The 18,167-nt window shown below is 62.8% G+C and carries 17 protein-coding genes and 3 pseudogenes; 12 read left to right on the forward strand and 8 right to left on the reverse strand.

Annotation, left to right across the window (positions count from 1 at the left end):
- The first annotated feature begins 9 nt into the window (after positions 1-9).
- From ACFQT0_RS15925 to ACFQT0_RS15965, 9 genes and pseudogenes are all read left to right on the forward strand, one after another.
- Complete coding sequence (locus ACFQT0_RS15925) at positions 10-735, forward strand: hypothetical protein (RefSeq protein ID WP_380204218.1); 726 nt, start codon at positions 10-12, stop codon at positions 733-735.
- A 151-nt stretch (positions 736-886) separates the two neighbouring features.
- Positions 887-1,507 (forward strand): hypothetical protein, encoded by a 621-nt coding sequence (locus ACFQT0_RS15930; protein WP_380204220.1) that lies wholly within the window; start codon positions 887-889, stop codon positions 1,505-1,507.
- Between the two features lie 92 nt (positions 1,508-1,599).
- Positions 1,600-2,211 (forward strand): DUF4920 domain-containing protein, encoded by a 612-nt coding sequence (locus tag ACFQT0_RS15935; protein ID WP_380204222.1) that lies wholly within the window; start codon positions 1,600-1,602, stop codon positions 2,209-2,211.
- 141 nt (positions 2,212-2,352) lie between these two features.
- Entirely contained in the window at positions 2,353-4,170 is a 1,818-nt protein-coding gene (gene ligA, locus ACFQT0_RS15940) for an NAD-dependent DNA ligase LigA (RefSeq protein ID WP_380204224.1), read from the forward strand.
- A complete protein-coding gene (locus tag ACFQT0_RS15945) occupies positions 4,131-4,469 on the forward strand; it encodes a BRCT domain-containing protein (protein ID WP_380204226.1) in 339 nt (112 codons plus the stop codon). Before ligA ends, ACFQT0_RS15945 begins: the two co-directional genes overlap by 40 nt.
- 449 nt (positions 4,470-4,918) lie before the next feature.
- On the forward strand, positions 4,919-5,455 hold the full coding sequence (locus ACFQT0_RS15950) for a rhodanese-like domain-containing protein (RefSeq protein ID WP_380204228.1): 537 nt from the start codon (positions 4,919-4,921) through the stop codon (positions 5,453-5,455).
- A 299-nt stretch (positions 5,456-5,754) separates the two neighbouring features.
- A complete protein-coding gene (locus ACFQT0_RS15955) occupies positions 5,755-6,849 on the forward strand; it encodes a glycoside hydrolase family 15 protein (protein ID WP_380206040.1) in 1,095 nt (364 codons plus the stop codon).
- Positions 6,741-7,013: pseudogene (locus ACFQT0_RS15960) on the forward strand (glycoside hydrolase family 15 protein); the annotation flags it as partial. The gene ACFQT0_RS15955 and the pseudogene ACFQT0_RS15960, both read left to right, overlap by 109 nt.
- Before the next feature lie 133 nt (positions 7,014-7,146).
- Positions 7,147-7,518 carry a glycoside hydrolase family 15 protein gene (locus tag ACFQT0_RS15965; RefSeq protein WP_380204230.1) on the forward strand — a complete coding sequence of 124 codons (372 nt, stop codon included), beginning with the start codon at positions 7,147-7,149 and terminating at the stop codon, positions 7,516-7,518.
- Positions 7,519-7,824: 306 nt separating this feature from the next.
- On the opposite strand, the gene otsB is transcribed toward ACFQT0_RS15965, so the two are convergent.
- The 4 genes and pseudogenes from otsB to ACFQT0_RS15985 all read right to left on the reverse strand — a co-directional run bounded on the left by otsB (position 7,825) and on the right by ACFQT0_RS15985 (position 11,166).
- The gene (gene otsB, locus ACFQT0_RS15970) at positions 7,825-8,553 is read right to left on the reverse strand and encodes a trehalose-phosphatase (RefSeq protein WP_380204232.1); all 729 of its coding nucleotides are present in this window, start codon (positions 8,551-8,553) and stop codon (positions 7,825-7,827) included.
- Positions 8,554-8,680: 127 nt separating this feature from the next.
- Positions 8,681-8,923, reverse strand: a pseudogene (locus ACFQT0_RS15975) (trehalose-6-phosphate synthase); the annotation flags it as partial.
- Positions 8,902-10,002: a trehalose-6-phosphate synthase gene (locus ACFQT0_RS15980; protein WP_380204234.1), complete on the reverse strand. Its 1,101-nt coding sequence runs from the start codon at positions 10,000-10,002 to the stop codon at positions 8,902-8,904. The gene ACFQT0_RS15980 and the pseudogene ACFQT0_RS15975, both read right to left, overlap by 22 nt.
- Before the next feature lie 240 nt (positions 10,003-10,242).
- Positions 10,243-11,166, reverse strand: a complete 924-nt coding sequence (locus ACFQT0_RS15985) for a polysaccharide deacetylase family protein (protein ID WP_380204236.1) — start codon at positions 11,164-11,166, stop codon at positions 10,243-10,245.
- A 131-nt stretch (positions 11,167-11,297) separates the two neighbouring features.
- Here ACFQT0_RS15985 and dapA point away from each other — a divergent pair.
- A pseudogene (gene dapA / locus ACFQT0_RS15990) lies at positions 11,298-12,181 on the forward strand (4-hydroxy-tetrahydrodipicolinate synthase).
- 130 nt (positions 12,182-12,311) lie between these two features.
- Here the strand turns inward: dapA and ACFQT0_RS15995 are convergent.
- Together ACFQT0_RS15995 and ACFQT0_RS16000 are read right to left on the reverse strand one after the other, a co-directional pair.
- On the reverse strand, positions 12,312-13,271 hold the full coding sequence (locus ACFQT0_RS15995; protein ID WP_380204238.1) for an O-antigen ligase family protein: 960 nt from the start codon (positions 13,269-13,271) through the stop codon (positions 12,312-12,314).
- Complete coding sequence (locus tag ACFQT0_RS16000; RefSeq protein ID WP_380204240.1) at positions 13,208-13,615, reverse strand: hypothetical protein; 408 nt, start codon at positions 13,613-13,615, stop codon at positions 13,208-13,210. The genes ACFQT0_RS15995 and ACFQT0_RS16000 overlap by 64 nt, the downstream gene beginning before the upstream one ends.
- 581 nt (positions 13,616-14,196) lie before the next feature.
- On the opposite strand from ACFQT0_RS16000, the gene ACFQT0_RS16005 reads away from it, so the two are divergent.
- On the forward strand, positions 14,197-15,642 hold the full coding sequence (locus ACFQT0_RS16005) for a right-handed parallel beta-helix repeat-containing protein (RefSeq protein ID WP_380204242.1): 1,446 nt from the start codon (positions 14,197-14,199) through the stop codon (positions 15,640-15,642).
- Positions 15,596-16,315 (forward strand): hypothetical protein, encoded by a 720-nt coding sequence (locus ACFQT0_RS16010; protein WP_380204244.1) that lies wholly within the window; start codon positions 15,596-15,598, stop codon positions 16,313-16,315. The genes ACFQT0_RS16005 and ACFQT0_RS16010 overlap by 47 nt, the downstream gene beginning before the upstream one ends.
- A 66-nt stretch (positions 16,316-16,381) precedes the next feature.
- Here the strand turns inward: ACFQT0_RS16010 and ACFQT0_RS16015 are convergent, their stop codons facing one another.
- Together ACFQT0_RS16015 and ACFQT0_RS16020 are read right to left on the reverse strand one after the other, a co-directional pair.
- Positions 16,382-17,122, reverse strand: coding sequence for a (Fe-S)-binding protein (locus tag ACFQT0_RS16015; protein ID WP_380204246.1), 741 nt, complete (start codon positions 17,120-17,122; stop codon positions 16,382-16,384).
- Between the two features lie 11 nt (positions 17,123-17,133).
- On the reverse strand, positions 17,134-17,985 hold the full coding sequence (locus ACFQT0_RS16020) for a hydroxymethylglutaryl-CoA lyase (protein WP_380204248.1): 852 nt from the start codon (positions 17,983-17,985) through the stop codon (positions 17,134-17,136).
- Positions 17,986-18,167 lie beyond the last annotated feature (182 nt).

Genomic DNA, 18,167 nt, shown 5'->3' on the forward strand with positions numbered 1-18,167 from the left:
TTGGTAATTGTGACGGGCCGAACCCGGCTGCTGGGTACAGGAGTCGTGCTGCTGGCCGCTGGCGTACTGGCCGGCAGTGCCCGGGCCCAGCAGGTATTGGTGCAGGCCGACGTGGCCGACGACACGGTGAAAACCGCCTTTGGGCCCAACCGCAGCTATTTTGGGCATGCCTACGTGGGCTATGGGCTGGTGGCGGGCCCGGCAGGGCGCGGGGCGGGGCTGCGCTACGGGCTGGGGTCGTCGGAGCTGCGCGCGGGCGGGCGGCTCAAGTTTCGCCTCACCCAGGCCGTGGCCCTGAACCTGGACCTGGGCTATGCTTATCAGCGCTACGAGCTGGCTCAAAATGCCCAAAAAACCGTGCCCACGCCCGCGCTGCACCGCCGCGAGCGGCTGGGCCTGCACCAGCTGTATTCCGAAGCGAGCCTGCGCCTGAACGCCGGCCGCCGCGGCAACGCCGTGGGCAGCTACCTCGACCTGCTGGCCGGGGGCGGCTGGGTGGCCGGCACCCAGCACACCACCGAAGACGAGCCCGGCCCCGGCGTTGGCTCCGTTGAAACCACTGAGCGCGGCCTGCCGTACCTGCGGCGCTGGACCGGCAGCGTGGGCGCCCGCCTGGGCATCGACCGCTACGCGCTGGTGGGGCGCTACCGGCTGTCGGCGGCGTTTGGCGAAGGCTACGCGGCCTGGCCCGAGCTGCCGCGCTGGTTGCTGGGGGTAGAAGTTGGGCTGTTCTGAACGCGGTTCGACGTAATTGCAAATCCATTGCTCAGGCTTTAGCGTAAAAATGCCCGTTGCGGGGCCATAGAAATATTACGGGTTAATATTTGCCCAGCTTTTTCCCACCTTACCTTCGTGCGCCGATTTACTTTCTGAGCCACACCTTTATATGAAAACCTCTTCTCTGAAATTTCCTGCCCTGGCCCTGGTAGCTGCGGGGCTTACGCTTCAGCTTGCTTCCTGCGTCAGCACCGAGCGGGAGGTGAGCAACTCCTCGGTGGACCCGCGTACCACCTACACGCCGCCCACGGCCGGCGACCGTACGCGCATCAGCAGCAAAACGGTGCTCAACACCGTGAGCACCACCCACACGTTTTCGGACCCCAGCACCAAGGATAATTTCATTCTGCAGCTGCGCGGGGCCCGCGTGCTCAATGCCCAGGCCCACCTCATCGTGACCAGCAGCAAGGGCGACACCCTGCGCCACGAGGTGCTGCCGGCGCGCGCGCTGCTCACCGAAGCCGCCCTGGCCGACCCGCAGGCCGCCAGCGTGCGCGAGAAAGAAATTGCCATTCTCCAGGGCATGAATTCCTTCTTTGCCGACGGCCGCTTTAGCTCGCCGGCGGTGCCCGCCGGCACCGAGCAGCCCGCCGAAGTCGACACCAAAACCTGGTCGGCCCTGCGCGAAGACCCCACCACGGTGGCCTTCGACTTTACCGGCGCCGGTGGGTCCGAGCGCCGCATGGCCTACGTGCGCAAGCTGGGCAAAGCCGTGGTGATTGCCCATTAATTGGTAGCGGGCCGATAGGGCAGGGACCTTCGTTTCTGTCATTAACCTTCGGCTCTGTAGCTGCTTATTGCTTCATTCTCTTTTCCTGCTTTATGAAATACCTGCTTTCTTTTTTAGCCGTTCTGGCCGTCATTCTGCTTTATTTCCGCTTCGTGCCGTCGGCTCCTATCAATCCGGTGCTGCCGGTAGAAGGGTCGCAGAAAGAGGTGCAGGGCCACAACTCCGAAGTGCCTCCGGGCGATGAGAACGACTCGACCGAGCGCCTGGAAGAGGGCGAGGAAGGCCCCAGCACCGCCGTGCCGCCTGCTACCCCCGGCCAGACCTACGGCGCGGCCATCGGCCCCGAAGGTGCCGTGCCCATGAGCGCCCTGGCCACGGCCCTCGGCACCCGCGATTCAGCTCAAGTTAAGCTGGTGGGCAAGGCCAAAGAAGTGTGCCAGGCCAAAGGCTGCTGGATGACCCTGCCCACGGCCGACGGCAAGGAAATGCGCGTGCGCTTCAAGGACTACGCCTTCTTTGTGCCCAAAGACCTCAACGGCCACAACGTGGTGGTGAGCGGCTGGGCCCACCGCAGCACCGTAACCAAAGACGACCTGCAGCACTACGCCAAGGACGCCGGCAAGTCGGCTCAGGACGTGGCCGCTATTACGAAGGACGAGCAGCAGCTCACTTTTATGGCCGACGGTGTTTTGGTGCAGGACTAGCCGTTAGCTGCTGATTTTGACAGTACTAGAAAGGTCGCCCGCTCGGGTGGCCTTTTTTGTTTTACAACCCGTATTGAAGCGCTGGCGTAGCTTGCGCTATCCGTTAAAACGACCCGTTTGGCCGCCTCCGGCTCCCTGCTCATGTCCGATTCTTCTTCCGCGCAGCAGCGCATCGCGGCCCTCGCCGAGCGGCTGCACCACCTCAACTACCAGTACTACCAGCACGACATTTCCGAGGTGTCGGACCAGGAATTTGACCACCTGCTGGCCGAGCTGCAGCAGCTCGAAACCCAGCACCCCGACCTGGCCCAGCCCAACTCGCCCACCCGGCGCGTGGGTGGCACCATCACCAAGCAGTTTCCCACGGCCGTGCATCGCTACCCCATGCTCAGCCTGGGCAACACGTACTCGGAAGACGACCTGCGCGAGTTCGACGAGCGGGTGCAGCGCGGCCTGGAAGGCGCCCCCTACAGCTACGTGTGCGAGCTCAAGATTGACGGCGTGGCCATGAGCCTGAGCTACGAGCACGGCCAGTTGGTGCAGGGCGTGACCCGCGGCGACGGCACCCGCGGCGACGTGGTGACGGCCAACGTGCGCACCATCAAGACCCTGCCGCTGGCCCTGCGCCCCGGCCCCGACCAGCCCACCGACTTTGAGGTGCGCGGCGAGGTATTTATGCCGCTGCCGGTTTTTGATGAGCTCAACGCCGAGCGCGAGCAGAACGGCGAGGCCCTGCTGGCCAACCCGCGCAATGCCGCCAGCGGCACGCTCAAGCTGCAGAACTCGGCCCAGGTGGCAGCCCGCAAGCTGCGGTTTTATGCCTACTCGCTGCTCACGCCGGGCCGGCACTTCACCAGCCACAGCGAGGCCCTGGAGGCCCTCACGCGCTACGGCCTGCCAGTGTCCAATACTTGGCGGCGCTGCGCCAACATCGCCGAGGTGCTGGACTTTGTGCATTACTGGGCCAAGCAGCGCCACGAGCTGCCCGTGGCCACCGACGGCATCGTTATCAAGGTCGACAACCTGCGCCAGCAGGACCAGCTGGGCTACACCGCCAAAAGCCCGCGCTGGGCCATTGCCTACAAGTACCCCGCCGAAGCGGCCCGCACCCGGCTCAACGAGGTTATCTACAACGTGGGCCGCACCGGGGCCGTCACGCCCGTGGCCATGCTCACGCCCGTGCCGCTGGCCGGCACCGTGGTGAAGCGCGCCACCCTGCACAACGCCAATCAGATAGGCCTGCTCGACTTGCGCCTTGGTGACCTCGTGTACGTGGAGAAAGGCGGCGAAATCATCCCCAAAATCACGGGCGTGGACCTGAGCGCCCGCCCGGCCGACGCCGTGCCCATCCAATACCCCACGGAGTGCCCGGCCTGCGGCTCGCCGCTGGTGCGCCCCGAAGGCGAAGCGCATTTCCGCTGTCCCAACGAGCGCGGCTGCCCGCCCCAGCTCAAGGCCCGGCTCGAGCACTACGTGTCCCGCAAAGCCCTGAACATCGACGGGCTGGGCGCCGAAACCGTGGGCCGATTTTTCGACCTGGGCATCGTAACCACGCCGGCCGACATCTACGACCTGCCCGCCCGCCGGCCCGAGTTGGTGACGCTGGAGCGCCTGGGTGAGAAGAGCATCGACAACCTCATTGCCGGCATCGAGGCCAGCAAGCAGGTGCCGTTTCCGCGGGTGTTGTTTGGGCTCGGCATCCGCTACGTGGGCGAAACCGTGGCCCAGAAAATGGCCGCGCACTACCGCACCATCGACGCGCTGATGGCCGCCTCGGCCGAGGAAATGGCCGCCGTGCCCGAGGTAGGCGGGGTGATTGCCGTGGCCGCGGCCCACTGGTTCCGGCAGCCCGAGAATATTGAGCTGATTGAGCGCCTGCGTCAGGCCGGCGTGCAGCTCGCCGTGACCGGCGAAGCCCCGTGCCGGCCTCCGACCGGCTGGCGGGCCTCACGTTTGTGATTTCCGGGGTGTTTGAGCAGCACAGCCGCGACGAATTGCAGCAGCTCATCATTTCCAACGGCGGCAAAATCACGGGCTCCATCAGCAAGAAATTGAGCTACCTGGTGGCCGGCGACAACATGGGCCCCGCCAAACGCGAGAAAGCCCTGGCCCTGAAAGTGCCCATTATTTCGGAGGCAGAACTCATGGCCCTCCTGCCCAACCCCGACGAAGCGCCGGCAGCCGACGAAGCACCTGCTACGGAAGAAGGTGCTGGGCCAGCCACGACCGGGCCCGGCCTGCAAGGCTCTTTATTTTAAGTTTTAGCTCAATAAATTGAAATGGCGCAACGCAGGGCCGGGAGTGGATAATATAGTGTTTTTCAGAGATTATAGGGGTCTGGCAAATCCGGCTGAATTTTTGTCTACCGACTTAATTGCCGATATTGTACCTCTATTTTCCCATCCATGCGAATTATTACTTTATTGTTGTTGCTCCTTTGCCAGGGAGCCACATCGCTTTCGGTGCAGGCCCAGTGCCTGAGCCTTTCCGACCTGCTGGCCATCGGAGCCGAATCCACGGCCCTGACCACGCCGCAAGCCGTGAGCAAGCACCTCCCGCAGTGGACGTATAACTGCTCAACGCCAACCTCGCGCGAAGTTTCCTGGACCACGCCGGCCCCCGCGGGCAGTACCGTGGCCGAATCCCGCCTCGTGGTACGGGCCCAGCGCCCGGGCCAGGACGTGGTACTCAAAACTACCGAGGCCTCGTGCGTGCGGGAGCTGCGCAGCGAGCTCAAGAGCCAGAAGCTGGCCCCGCAGCCCGTGACCTGCCCCGGCTGCGAGGCCGTGCGCTACCAGGGTGCCGACTACGAGGCCACCATCTACAGCAAGATGAAGGGCGACTACCCGTTTGTGGTGGTGCTCCACCAATCGAAAGTGGCCATTCAGGACCCGGCGGCGAAAGGCCCTGGCTCCAAACCGAACGCCAAAGTAGCTACGCCGTTGCCCGCCGTGGACGTGGCCATTGCGACCCAGCTGCTCACCGACCCCAGCGCCACGGTGCTCGACGTGCGCACCCCGCCGAGTTTGCCGCCGGCCACTTGCAGGGCGCTCAAAACCTGGATTTCCGGGCGCCCGACTTTGAGCAGCAGCTCCGGAAGCTCGACCCCCAAGGCCGCTACGTGGTGTACTGCGCTTCGGGCAACCGCAGCGGCCGCGCCTCGGCGCTGATGCTGGAGCTAGGCATCAGGGCCGTTACCAACGCCGGCGGCTACAGCGACCTGAAAGCGGCGGGCGCTAAATAACTTCTGTTGAAAGAGGTGTTCTGACGTCTGTCAGGCTGATGAAGGAAGCATGACAGACAGCAGGATAAAGCGGCAACCCGTAATCCCAGGACCATCAGCAATGGTCGTCCACTAACGAATAAATAACCCCGGCCGCATTCCGGCGTATTTCTAAGAGACCCGGCAGGTGGCTGCCGGGTCTTTTTGGTTAGTGCCTCCTGGCTGTGCTGCTTAGGAAGGCCCTTCAACTTACCCGCTCGCATAGTATGACTGCTGAAACCTTGCTGCCCACGCCGAATCCGACGAAACACACCTATGAAATGGGGCTGATTGGCAACTGTGCCTTCCTCGCCCTTATCCGAAAAGACACGTCAGTGGCCTGGCTCTGCTGGCCCCGCTTCGATAGCAGCTTTGTGTTCGGCAGCCTGCTCGATACGCGCAAAGGTGGCGAATTCAGCGTGCTGCCCGCGGCGGGCAGTGCGTTTACTTCCGACCAGTATTACCTGGAAAACACCAACGTGCTGTGCACCGAAATCAGCACCGTGGACGGCCGCTACCGCGTCACGGACTATGCGCCGCGCTTTTCGCAGTACGAGCGGTACTACAAGCCGCTCATGTTTATCCGGAAGCTGGAGCCCCTGAGCGGCTCGCCCCGGGTGCGCGTGACCTGCGAGCCGGTGGGCGAGTACGGCAGCAAGCAACTCACCAGGCGGCGCAGCTCCAACCACATTGCTTTTCTGGGGGTCGAAGAAGAAATCCGGCTCACCACCAACATCCCGCTCACGTACGTGCTCGATGAGGAAGATTTTGCCCTCAACGAGCCCAAGTACATGGTGCTCACCTACGGCGCGCCGCTGGAAGCCCCGCTGGAAAGCACCGCCGAACGGTTCCTGCGCAGCACCATCGACTATTGGCGCAAGTGGGTGAAAAGCATGAGCATCGGCAACTTCTACCAGGAGCAGGTCATTCGCTCGGCTTTGGCCCTGAAGGTGCACCAGTACGAAGACACCGGCGCCATCATCGCGGCCAGCACCACCAGCCTGCCCGAGGCGCCCGGCAGCACCCGCAACTGGGACTACCGCTACTGCTGGATGCGCGATACCTACTACATCCTCACGGCCTTCAACAACATCGGCCACTTCGAGGAGATGGAGCGCTATTTCCACTACATCGCCAACATTTCGACCAAGGTGAAGGGCAAGTACCAGCCGCTGTACGGCATCAGCGGGGCCTCGAGCTGGTGGAGCACGAGCTGGATTTGGAAGGCTACCTGGGCAACCAGCCCGTGCGCATCGGCAACGACGCCTACACCCACGTGCAGAACGACGTGTACGGGCAGGTGCTGGTTGCGCTGCTGCCGCTCTACGTCGACCAGCGCTTTGTGGACCCCGAGCGCACCAACCCCGAAACGCTGATGTACGAGGCCCTGAACCTGATTCGGGCCACCATGGACATGCCCGATGCGGGCCTGTGGGAATTCCGCAACCTGGCGCAGTACCACTGCTATACCTACCTGTTTCACTGGGCCGGCAGCCACGCCGCCCGCAAGATGGCCCAGGCCCTGGGCAACAAAGGGATGGAAGCCATGGCCACGGAGCTCAACGAGGAAGCGGCCCGCCGCATCGAGCAGTGCTACAACGAGGAGCCTGGGCGCCTACACCAACGCCATCGGCTCGCCGCACCTCGATGCCAGCACCCTGCAGCTCATCCTGATGGGCTACCTCGACCCGGCCTCCGACCGCGCCCGCCGCCACCTCGAAGCCCTGGAAAAGGAGCTCAAAACCCCCGAAGGCCTGTTTTACCGCTACCGCCACGCCGACGATTTCGGCACGCCCGAAACCACGTTCCTCATCTGTTCTTTCTGGTACGTGGAAGCCCTGGCCGTGGTGGGCCGCACCGATGACGCCATTCGGGAATTCGAAAAGCTCATCAGCTACACCAACCACCTGGGCTTGCTCAGTGAAGACGTCGACGCCAAAACCGGCTCGCAGTGGGGCAACTTCCCACAGGCCTACAGCCACGTTGGGCTGATGAATGCGGCCTACCGAATCGCCAAAAAGCTCGACCGTCCAGGTTTCGTGTAAGCGGCAAGCAAGGGTCTGCTCGTCTTGTGTTCGCGCTGGCAGCAGAACCTCACGTGACCCCTACCTACGGGGCGGGCCCCTCTCCCACGGAGAGGGGAGCCACGGCGGAGCAAGCTTTAGCTCAATTTTAAACAGAAAGCCCCAGCTCAAATTTGAACTGGGGCTTTCTGTTTTGGTTAAGGCAGGCTCCCTCTCTTTTGGAGAGGGGCCAGGGGTGAGGTTCAACCGGCTGCGCGGGCGCCATTTGAGCAGAACGGACTTTCATCATTCTGCCCGCTTGTGCAGAAGGCACACTGGGGCGGTAACCTACAGCAAGCTGCGCAGCAGGTTGCGCACGTCCAGGGTGCCTGGCACGTGGAAGCGGGCCGATGAGCGGGGCGCACTGCCCACTTTCACGGTGTACGCCTCCGGCGGCATGGCGCGGAAGGTGTCTTCATCGGTGCGGTCATCGCCCAGGGCCAGGATAAAATCTGGCTGGTGGGTGCTGAGCCAGCGGGCGGCAGCGGTGCCCTTGTTGATGCCGGCATTCTTGATTTCGACCACTTTGTTGCCTTCCATCACCTGCAAGTCGGTGTTTGAGATAATGAAGGTGAGGTGACTGGTGAGCTCGCGGGCCCGGCTGGCGCCCAGCTCAGAATCGGCGCGGCGGTAGTGCCACACCAGCGAGTAGTCTTTCTCTTCGATAAACGAGCCCGCCGTGCGGTTCACGTACAGCTCCAGCACCGGCCGGATGTCCGTCTTCCAGTCGGCCCGCAGCTCCTGAAACAGGCTCCATTCGTCGCCGGCCTTGCGCAGCCATACCCCGTGCTCGGCAATGAAGTCGAGCGGCAGGTGGCCCATCCACTTTTCGAGCGTGGCCCGGTCGCGCCCGCTGATGATGACCACCCGGTTCTGGGGGTTGTCGGTGAGGGCCCGAAGCAGCAGGAGCAGCTCCTGGTCGGGCTGGGCGCGCTGGGGGTTGGGGTGGAAGGGCGCGAGGGTGCCGTCGTAGTCCAGCAGCAACAAGCGCTGCCCGGCGGCCTGGTACTCCTGCACCAGGCTGTTGGGAATTGGCCGGGGTAAGGAACGCCGTGGCCAGGCTGAGCTGCTGCTTTTTGGCGTATTCCAGGCGGTCCATAAACAGCTTGGTCCAGGCAAAAATATCGTATTTGCGCACCAGGGCCTGCATGCTGGTCATACGCGTTGCCTGGTCTTCTTCGGACATCACCAGCGCCTCGTGCAGGGCCTCGGTCAGCTGGCCGATATCGGTGGGGTTGATGATGAGGGCATCGGAGAGCTCGCGCGCCGCACCGGCCCGCTCGCTGAGCACGAGTACACCGCAAAGGTCGGCTTTGCAGGCCACAAACTCTTTGGCTACCAGGTTCATGCCGTCGCGCATGGGCGTCACCATCGCCACCTCGGCCATGCGGTAGAGCGCGGCCAGGCTCCTCCAGCGGGAAGGAGCGGTAGAAGTAGTGCACCGGGTTCCAGGCGATGGTGCGGTACTGGGCGTTGATGCGGCCCACCAGGCTCGTCGATTTCCACTTTGAGGGATGCGTATTCCGGTACCTGGTCGCGGGAAGGCACCACCACCATCAGCAGGCTCACCTGGCCGCGCCACTCGGGGTAGCGCAGCAACAGCTGCTCGAAGGCCCGCAGCCGCTGGGCAATGCCCTTGGTGTAGTCGAGCCGGTCGATGCTCAGGATGACGCGCACATCGTGCAGGGCCTCGCGGTACTCCGCAAAGTGCACCTTGGCTGCCTCCGACGCCGCGGCCTCGGCATAGCGCTGGTAGTCAATGCCCATGGGGAAGGCATCGACCACCACCGTGCGGGTGGGCGTCTCAATCTGCCCGTTCTGGTTGGGCATCCCCAGCAGCTGCGACACGGCACTGAGAAAGTGGCGCATGTAGCCGAAGGTATGGAAGCCAATCAGGTCGGCGCCGAGCATGCCGCGCAGCAGCTCCTCGCGCCAGGGCAGCACCCGAATCAGCTCGTAGGAGGGAAACGGTATGTGCAGGAAGAAGCCAATGGTGGCGTTGGGCCGGGCTTTTCGCAGCATTTCGGGCAGCAGCAGCAGCTGGTAGTCGTGCACCCAGATGGTGTCGTCGGGCCCGGCCTGGGCCAGCACCGCCCGGCAAAACTTCTCGTTTACCGCCACATAGGCTTGCCAGTGCGCATCCTCGTAGGTGGCAAACTGCGCGAAATAATGGAAGGTGGGCCACAGCGTGGAGTTGCTGAAGCCTTCGTAGTAGTCCGTGATTTCGGTCTCCGTCAGAAACACCGGGGCCATGCTGTCTTCCAGCAGCTGGTCCCGCACATAGCCCTCTTCCGCCTCGTCTTGCACAAACAGCCCGGGCCAGCCCACCCACACGTTGCCGTCGGCCTTGTAGATGGAGCCCAGCCCCGTGGCCAGTCCGCCTTCGCTGGGCTGGAAAGTGAGGCTGTCGTCGGTGCGTTGGACTTTGGTAGGCAGTCGGTTAGAAACGATTATAGTTCTTGACATATCAACTTAAGCGGATGGTTAATCCTTTCGCTTACGGCAGAAAAGCCCGGTGCGCCGGGTTTTTTTGCTGAGAAAAGCCAGAATTTATTGCATAGGCGCCCGGCCGAAGTTGCGTTGTTGGGTTATTGGGGGCGGGTAGTGAGGAAGTGATAATTGAGCTGCCGGCCCTGGGGGCTCCACGAAAAAGCCCCGGCCGAAAACGGCCGGGGCTTGTCCCAAAAGAAGTGGAGCTGCTGCTTGCTAGAAGGACTGCTCGATGCTGTTGTGCAGGGTGCGCGGCGTCCAGTAGCCGCTGGCAATGATGCGGCGAATGGTAAACAGCGGGTCGTTCTGGTCGCGCTTTTCGGCCAGCGAGAAGGCAGCCACGAACCCGCGCTTTTTCAGCTCAGGAAAAGCCTGGGGGTTCCACAGGCCGAAGGGGTAGGCAAAGTAGTTGATTTTCTTGCCGGTGATTTCCTCCAGCGTTTTGGTGGGCTTCTCGATTTGCGTCACCCAGTCCTGGCCCTGGTATTTCTTCACGTTGTGGTGGTCCCAGGTGTGCGAGCCGATGGTGTTGCCCTCGTCGGAGAGCTGCTTCACCTGGGCCTTGCTCATGTAGCGGGGCCGGCCGAGGCTCACGGTCATCACAAAGTACACGGCCTTGTAGCCGTACTGCTCCAGGGTGGGGCGGGCCACCGTGAACTGGTCGAGGTCGGTGTCGTCGAAGGTAAGCATGATGGGCTTGCTCGGCAGCTTGGCGCCCGTGGTCATGTAGGCGAAGAGCTGGTCGGGAAGGATGGTATGGTAGCCCGAGTCGGCCAGCATCTTCATCTGGGCCTTGAACTGAGCTACGGGAACGATGTAATCCTTAGCGCCTTTGGAGTCGCGGCCGGTCCAGTCGCGAATCTGGTGGTAGCACAGGATGGGCACCTGCGGCCGGGCTAGAATGGCGGCGGCATTGCCGGCGCTGCTGGCCGGAATGGTGGTGGGGTCGGGCGCGGGCGTGGCGTTGGCCTCGTCGGTAGCGGTGGCCCGCGTGCCGGAAGTACCGGCCTCGGCCGGGGCGGCGGCTACGTTGCCGAGGGTGGCGGCGCTCACGGCCGATTCGCCGGTAGTGGCGGTTTTGGAATCGCAGGCAGCCACGGCGAGGGCAGCCAGCAGGAGGGAAGCAGAGGAAAGTTTCATGGGTGTTGGGCCGCGTCGCACGCGTCCGCCGGAGCAGGCAGCTAAAAAATGGGTGAGGCAGGCAGCGGCGGCATGCCGGACGCGTGCGACTCGCCCCTACCTTTGTACAAAACTAACCCCTAACCTCCTGCATGAACAACTCTGGCTCGCGCTTTCCTGCGTTTTACGGCACGGGCGTCGCCCTGGTCACCCCGTTCACCCCCGACTTTGCGGTGGACTACGCCGGATGGCGCCGCCTGCTGGATTTCTGCATCGAAGGCACCGTGGAGTACCTTGTGGTGAACGGCACCACCGGCGAATCGCCCACGACCACCGCGGCCGAAAAACTGAGCTGCTGCGCATTGCCAAGGAGCAGGTGGCCGGCCGGGTGCCGCTGGTATACGGCATCGGCAGCAACGACACGGCGGCAGCCGAGGCGCTGCTCCGCACCACCGACCTGGACGGTATCGTGGCCGTGCTTTCGGCCAGCCCGGCGTACAACAAGCCCACCCAGGCCGGCCTCATTGCCCACTACCAGCGCCTGGCCGATGCCAGCCCCGTGCCGATTATCCTGTACAACGTGCCCGGCCGCACGGCGTCCAACATCACCGCAGAAACCACGTTGCGCTTGGCTCAGCACCCCAACATCATCGGCATTAAGGAAGCCAGCGGCAACATGGACCAGTGCCTGGCCATCGCGGCCCGCACGCCCGCCGATTTTCTGCTGCTCTCGGGCGAGGACATTCTCACGCCCGCGCTCATTGCCTGCGGGGCCGAAGGCATCATTTCGGTGCTGGCCAATGCCTTCCCGAAGCGCTTTGCCGAGATGACCCGCGCCGCCCTGGCCGGCGATTTTGCCGCCGCGCGCAAGGGCCTTTTCAGCCTGCTGCCCCTCAACCCGCTCATGTATGAAGAAAGCAACCCCGTGGGCGTGAAGGCCGCGCTGGAAGCCCTGGGCGTGTGTGGCGCTGCCGTCCGCCTGCCGCTGCTCGAAGCCACCCCGGGCCTGAAAGACCGAATCAGAAAGGCACTTTAGGTTCGATGATATTGAGCTGATATTGAGCTAAAAACAAAGCCACCGTGGAGCATCATCCGCCATATGGGTGCTGCTCCACGGTGGCTTTGTTTTTAGCAGTGTTCGTTCTGAAACCTATTGGTCGTGAAACTTATCGCTCTCGTCGTGTGCTAACTATTGGCGCTGGCTGCACTTGTGACGGCAGCTGATTAGCAGCTGCAGTCACGTTGCTGGCTGTTTCTTCTGCCACTATCAGGAAGCCATAGCCGAAGACGAACAAGTTCAGCCCAATTTGCAGGGCCAGCACGGAGTCGACCATCATGGCAGTGCCCTGGATGAGGACAAAAAAGCCGATGTAGGGGTTGCGGCGCACCCGGGCCTGCGCAAAAGGCCCCAGCAGTACGGCCAGCAGCAGCGCCAGGCCCACCAGCCCGCCGCCCAGCAGGGCCTGCAGGTACTGGTTGTGCACTTCTACCCGATTGGCGGGCCGCAGGCCAAAGTCCCGCCACTGGTACTGTTCACGCATGGCCGCCTGGGTATCGGCCGGGCCCACTCCGAAGAGCCAGTGCTCCGCGATGATGACCCGGGCTGTTTCTACCGCCACCAGCCGCCGCGACAGCGAAAAGTTGTTGAGGTCGTGCCCCTGGGTGTACTGCTCCACGTCGTACAAGGTGGCATCGACCCGCTGCCGCACCGATTCGAGCGAGTGGAACGCCACCCACGGCCCCAGCCCCAGCAGCAGCAGCAAGGCCAGCCCCCATACCCAGCGGCGCTGCCCCAGGGCCCGCAGCGCATAAGCCAGCAGCCCCACATAAAACACCAGCAGCCCCGTGCGGTACGCCAACACGTGCAGCACCAGGGCCGCCGCGGCCGCAGCTACCAGCAGCGCCACCCGCAGCCACGGCGCTGCCAGCGCCTCTCGCCGCAACAGCAGCCCCCAGAAAAAGCTCAGAGCCAGGATAACGCCGAACGTGATGTGGAACATGAGCGTGATGGACTGCATGTTCTGCCCAATGCCAAATGCGGCATTGGCGCGGGCCGGGTCCATCAGGTACTGGCCCAGGGTAGCGAGGCCCACGGCCCCGGCGCCCAGCACAAACACGCTGCCCACCACCAGGCGCTGCCGCGCCCTAGCGGCACCGCCAGCGTAAAAGCGAGCGGTACCGCCAGCCACGGCAACCCGCGGTACAGCTCGTGGCGCCAGGTAGCCCACTCGCTGGTATACACGCCGCTCAGCACCACAAACCCGTACAACGCTGCCGCTCGCAGGGCCGCGCCATTGCGGAAGTACCGGGGCAGGGACGCCTTCAGGTCAGGATTAGCCAGCACGGCCGCGAAGCCCACCAGGGGCGCCAGCGCCACCACTGCCCGTGATGCCAGCAGCCCCACTGCCCCAGCCACACAGGCCAGCCACAGCAGATGCTGGGAGAGGCGGCCTGATAAATAGTACTGCACAAAAGAGGTCAAGGAAAGGAGCGCAACGCCAGTCGAAACCCGTTTAAGCGTTGCAAGGCGCAAAGATGCCTGCTTCCCCAGGATATATCCGGTGCCGTGGAAGGATTGCAGTACCGCTGAGCTTCTGAGCACCTTAAATGTGTGAGAAGGATTGGCCGTAAGGAAGCCCTTTTGAAAAGCAGGTTCAATCGCAAAACAGTTATATAATAAAATCTATATCTTGAACAGCTTTAAAGTGAAATTGGTTGTCAGCAATTGATTGAAATACAGCAATGTATAAAAGGTTGGTAATGCGGATTTCTGAGCCGTTGTCTCAAAGCTGCCAAGTCGAGGTTACTGGCTCAAAATCAATGCAAATACGGCTATTTCGCTTTTTGCACTCAAACCGAAGGAGTGCAATTACATGGCATAACTTACTTGAAATTGTCTTTTGAACTATATTCCTTGAATATTCTTGATTAATTCTAAAAAAGCTGAGTAAATATTAATATTTTAATAAGATGCGCTTAGTGTAGCTTTGTGAACGAGTTTTTCACAATAGTTAGATTATGGCGAAAATTATACTTCTCTCACTCCTTGTGTTGTCAATTATATTTCCGTCTGCAGCGGCAACTTACTATGTAAGCTCAACCGGCAACGACGCCCTGGCGGGGACCTCCGTGGGTACGGCCTGGCGCAGCACGGCGCGCGTCAACAACGCCACGTTGCAGCCCGGCGACCGGGTGCTGTTCGAAGGCGGGCAAACTTTTCAGGGTGGCATCTGGCTGCAGGCCGCCAGCCAGGGCACCCCGGCGCAGCCCATCGTGCTGAGCTCGTACGGGGCCGGGCGGGCCACGATTTCCAGCGGCACTTCGTTCGGGTTTTATGGCGAAAACAACGCCGGGATTGAGCTGCGGCGCCTGGCCTTCGTGGGCAGCGGCCGGCTTTCCAACAGCAGGCTCGGGGTAATATTTTACATCGGTACCGCCGACACGCACCTGCGCCACCTGCGCCTCGACAGCCTCGAGGTGAGCGGCTACCAGAAGACGGGCATTCTCATCGGCAGCTGGAAAGGTGCCAGCGGCTACACCGACGTCCGCATCACGAACTGCAACACCTACGCCAACGGCGAAGCCGGCCTGGCGTCCTACGCCGAAAGCCTGGCCGCCCACCACGACTGGTACGTGGGCAACTGCAAGGCCTACGACAACTCGGGCCGCACCGATGTTACGAACACGCACACCGGCAACGGCATCGTGCTCTCCGGCATCGACGGCGCCCTGATTGAAAAGTGCGAGGCCTACCACAACGGCTGGCTCAACGCCAACCAAAGCGGTGGGCCGGTGGGCATCTGGGGCTGGTGCTGCAACAATCTGGTGATTCAAAACTGCGAGTCGCACCACAACAGCTCGGGCACCACCAAAGACGGCGGCGGCTTCGATATCGACGGCGGCTGCACCAACTCCATCCTGCAGTACAACTACTCGCACGACAACGGCGGGCCGGGCTACCTGCTGGCCCAATACCCGGGGGCACCGCCGATGACGGACCTGACCATTCGATACAACGTGAGCGAAAACGACGCCCAGAAGGACAACCAGGGTGCCATTACGCTGTGGTCTTCGGGCTCGAACGGCGGCATACAGCGGGCGTCTATTCACAACAACACCGTGCTGGTAAGCCGTCCCGCAAACGGCTCGTATCCGCGCGCCCTGTACGTGATGAGCGGCGACGTAAGCGGCATCACCCTGCGCAACAACGTGCTGAAAACCACCGACGGCATGCCCCTGGTCACGAGCGTTACCACTTCCGGTCTTCGGATGGAGGGCAACCTCTACTGGAGCAGCGGCGCCCCCATGGTGATGCAGTGGGGCGGCGCAAGCTTTGCCGACCTGGACGCCTGGCGCGCCGCCACCGGGCAGGAAAAACTCTCCAATGGTCGTGCTACCGGCGTGAGCGCCGACCCGCAGGCTGCTGGGCAGCTCCGCCACTTATTCGCCGTTGCCCGCCTCCCCGGTGCTGGGCGCTGCCCTCAACCTGCAGGCTGAGTTCAACGTCAGCCCCGGTCCGCGCGATTTTGTGGGCAACCCCACGCCCGAACTTTCTGCCACCGGCAATATTGGTGCGCTCGAAAGCCGTGCGGCTGCCCCGCTGCCGGTGGTGCTCAGCCGCTACACGGCCGAGCAGCAGGGAACCGCCGCTGTACTCCGTTGGGCTACGGCTTCGGAGAAAAACAACGCCTTCTTTGCCATCGAAAGCAGCCACGACGGCCGTGCGTTCACGGAGTTGAGCCAGGTGTCAGGGAAAGGCAACAGCAGCCAGGCCCAGACCTACCAGTACACCGACCCTAACCTGGCCCGCTACGCGGTTAACACGGTGTATTACCGGTTGCGCCAGGTCGATACCGACGGCAAAGCGTCGTACTCACCGGTGGCTACTTTGTCGGGAGATTGGGCTGAATCCGTAGAGTTCGGCGCTCTGCAAGTTGCCCTAACCCGGCGCTGGCTGGCGCTACTGTCCTGGTGCAGGGCGCACGCAGCGCCAGTATTCAGCTCTTCAATATGGGTGGGCAGCGGTAGCCAATGCGCCGGTGCAGGCCGATGGCACGGCTGCGCTGTCGGTGGCGGGGCTCAGCTCCGGTGTTTATGTGGTGCGCTGCGGCACGCAGAACTCGCGCCTGGTCGTGACGAACTAACCACTCAGCCACTAGAGCTACAATGACCTCAAGCGGAGCGGCCTCACGGGAGCGTGGAGCCGCCCCGCTCTTTTGCGGTGCGGTGGCTGAGCTTACCAGCCGCTGGCCAACACATCGGCGATGTGCAGGCATTTGAGCGGCAGCTGCTCTTTCCTGATATAGGCTTCCAAGTGCATGAGGCAGCTCACGTCGGTGCTCACTAGGTAGTCGGCGCCGGTGTCGAGGGCGTGCTCTACTTTTTGCTGGGCCATGGCCACCGAAATGGCCTCGAATTTTACGGCAAACGTGCCCCCAAAGCCGCAGCAGGTGGTGGTTTCGGCCATTTCGATGCGTTCTAGACCCGCTACGCCGTCGAGCAGGCGGCGCGGGGCCGCCCGAATGCCGCACTCGCGCAGAGCCGAGCAGGAATCGTGGTAGGTGTACTTGCCATCCAGCCGGGCCCCGGGGATGGCCGTGATGCCCAGCACGTCCACCAAAAATTCGGTTAGTTCATAGGTGCGGCCTTGCACGGCCTGGCAGGCGCTGAGTTGCGCCGTGCCCGCAAAGAGCTCGGAGTAGCTATTGCGGACCATACCCACGCATGAGGCCGACGGGCTCACCACGTAGCGCGGCGCTTCGGACGGGGCCGCAAAGTCCTGCAGGAATTTCCCGGCCACGCTGCGGCTTTGCGGGTGATAGCCGGCGTTGTAAGCCGGCTGGCCGCAGCACGTCTGGTTGGGGTTGTAGTTCACTGTGACCCCCACGCGCTCCAGCACCTTCACCATGCTCAGGGCAGTGGCGGGGTACAGCTGGTCGACAAAGCAGGGGATGAAGATGTCGGCGGTAGCGCCCATGGAATCAGGTATTAATGAAACGCAAATACGCCAGCTGCCTCCTCCCGCGCCCGGGCAAATGCGGCTAAATCCAGCCCGGATTCCAGCCCAACTTCCGCTAGAAAGTTGAGCAGGTTTTCGGTGGCCATGTTGCCGGTGAGCTGGTCGGCGGCCATGGGGCAGCCGCCGATGCCGCCAATGGCCCCGTCGAAGCGGCGGCAGCCGGCCTCGTAGGCGGCGGCCACTTTTTCGTGCCAGGTGGTGGGGGTGGTGTGCAGGTGCGCCCCAAACTCGATGTGCGGAAAAGCGGGGATGAGGGCGGAGAAAAGCGGGGCAATGGTGGCCGCCGAGGATGCCCCAATGGTATCGGAAAGCGCCACGATGCGGACGCCCATAGCCGCGAGCTGCTGCGTGAAATCCATCACTATTTCCGGGCTCCAGGCATCGCCATACGGGTTGCCAAACCCCATGGAGAGGTAGGCGACGAGGGTTTTGCCCGTGCGCTCGCACAGCTCATGCATGGCGGCCACGTCAGTGAGGGCCTCGGCGGTAGATTGGTTGGTGTTGCGCCGCTGGAAGGTTTCGGATACCGAAAGCGGGAAGCCCAGGTAGTTGATTTCGGGGTGCTGCACGGCGGTTTCGGCGCCGCGCAGGTTGGCCACGATGGCCAGCAGCTTGGTTTTCGAGGCCGTCAAATCGAGCCCGGCCAGCACCTCGGCGGTGTCGCGCAGCTGCGGAATGGCCTTGGGCGAAACGAAGGAGCCAAAGTCCAGTGTATCGAAGCCCACCTTAAGCAACGCGTTCAGGTAGTTGATTTTGGTGGCGGTGGGTATGAATTCGGGCAGGCCCTGCATGGCGTCGCGGGGGCATTCGATGAGCTTCATGGGCAAGAGGATTGGGCAGGAACGGGGCCATAAAGGTAGCAGCCCAGCTTAGGCACTACCGCTGCCGCAGCTGGCAGGCAGCTCGGGCAGCGGGGAAGGGCTGCGAGTTGCTGGGCTGATGCGGCCCCGCGGCTTCCGAACCAGCCGACTCGCGAAGGTGTTTAAAAGCCATGGTTATCAAG

Origin of the sequence: Hymenobacter humi, assembly GCF_042665855.1 — a bacterium.
In the GTDB taxonomy this organism is placed as follows: Bacteria; Bacteroidota; Bacteroidia; order Cytophagales; family Hymenobacteraceae; genus Hymenobacter; species Hymenobacter humi.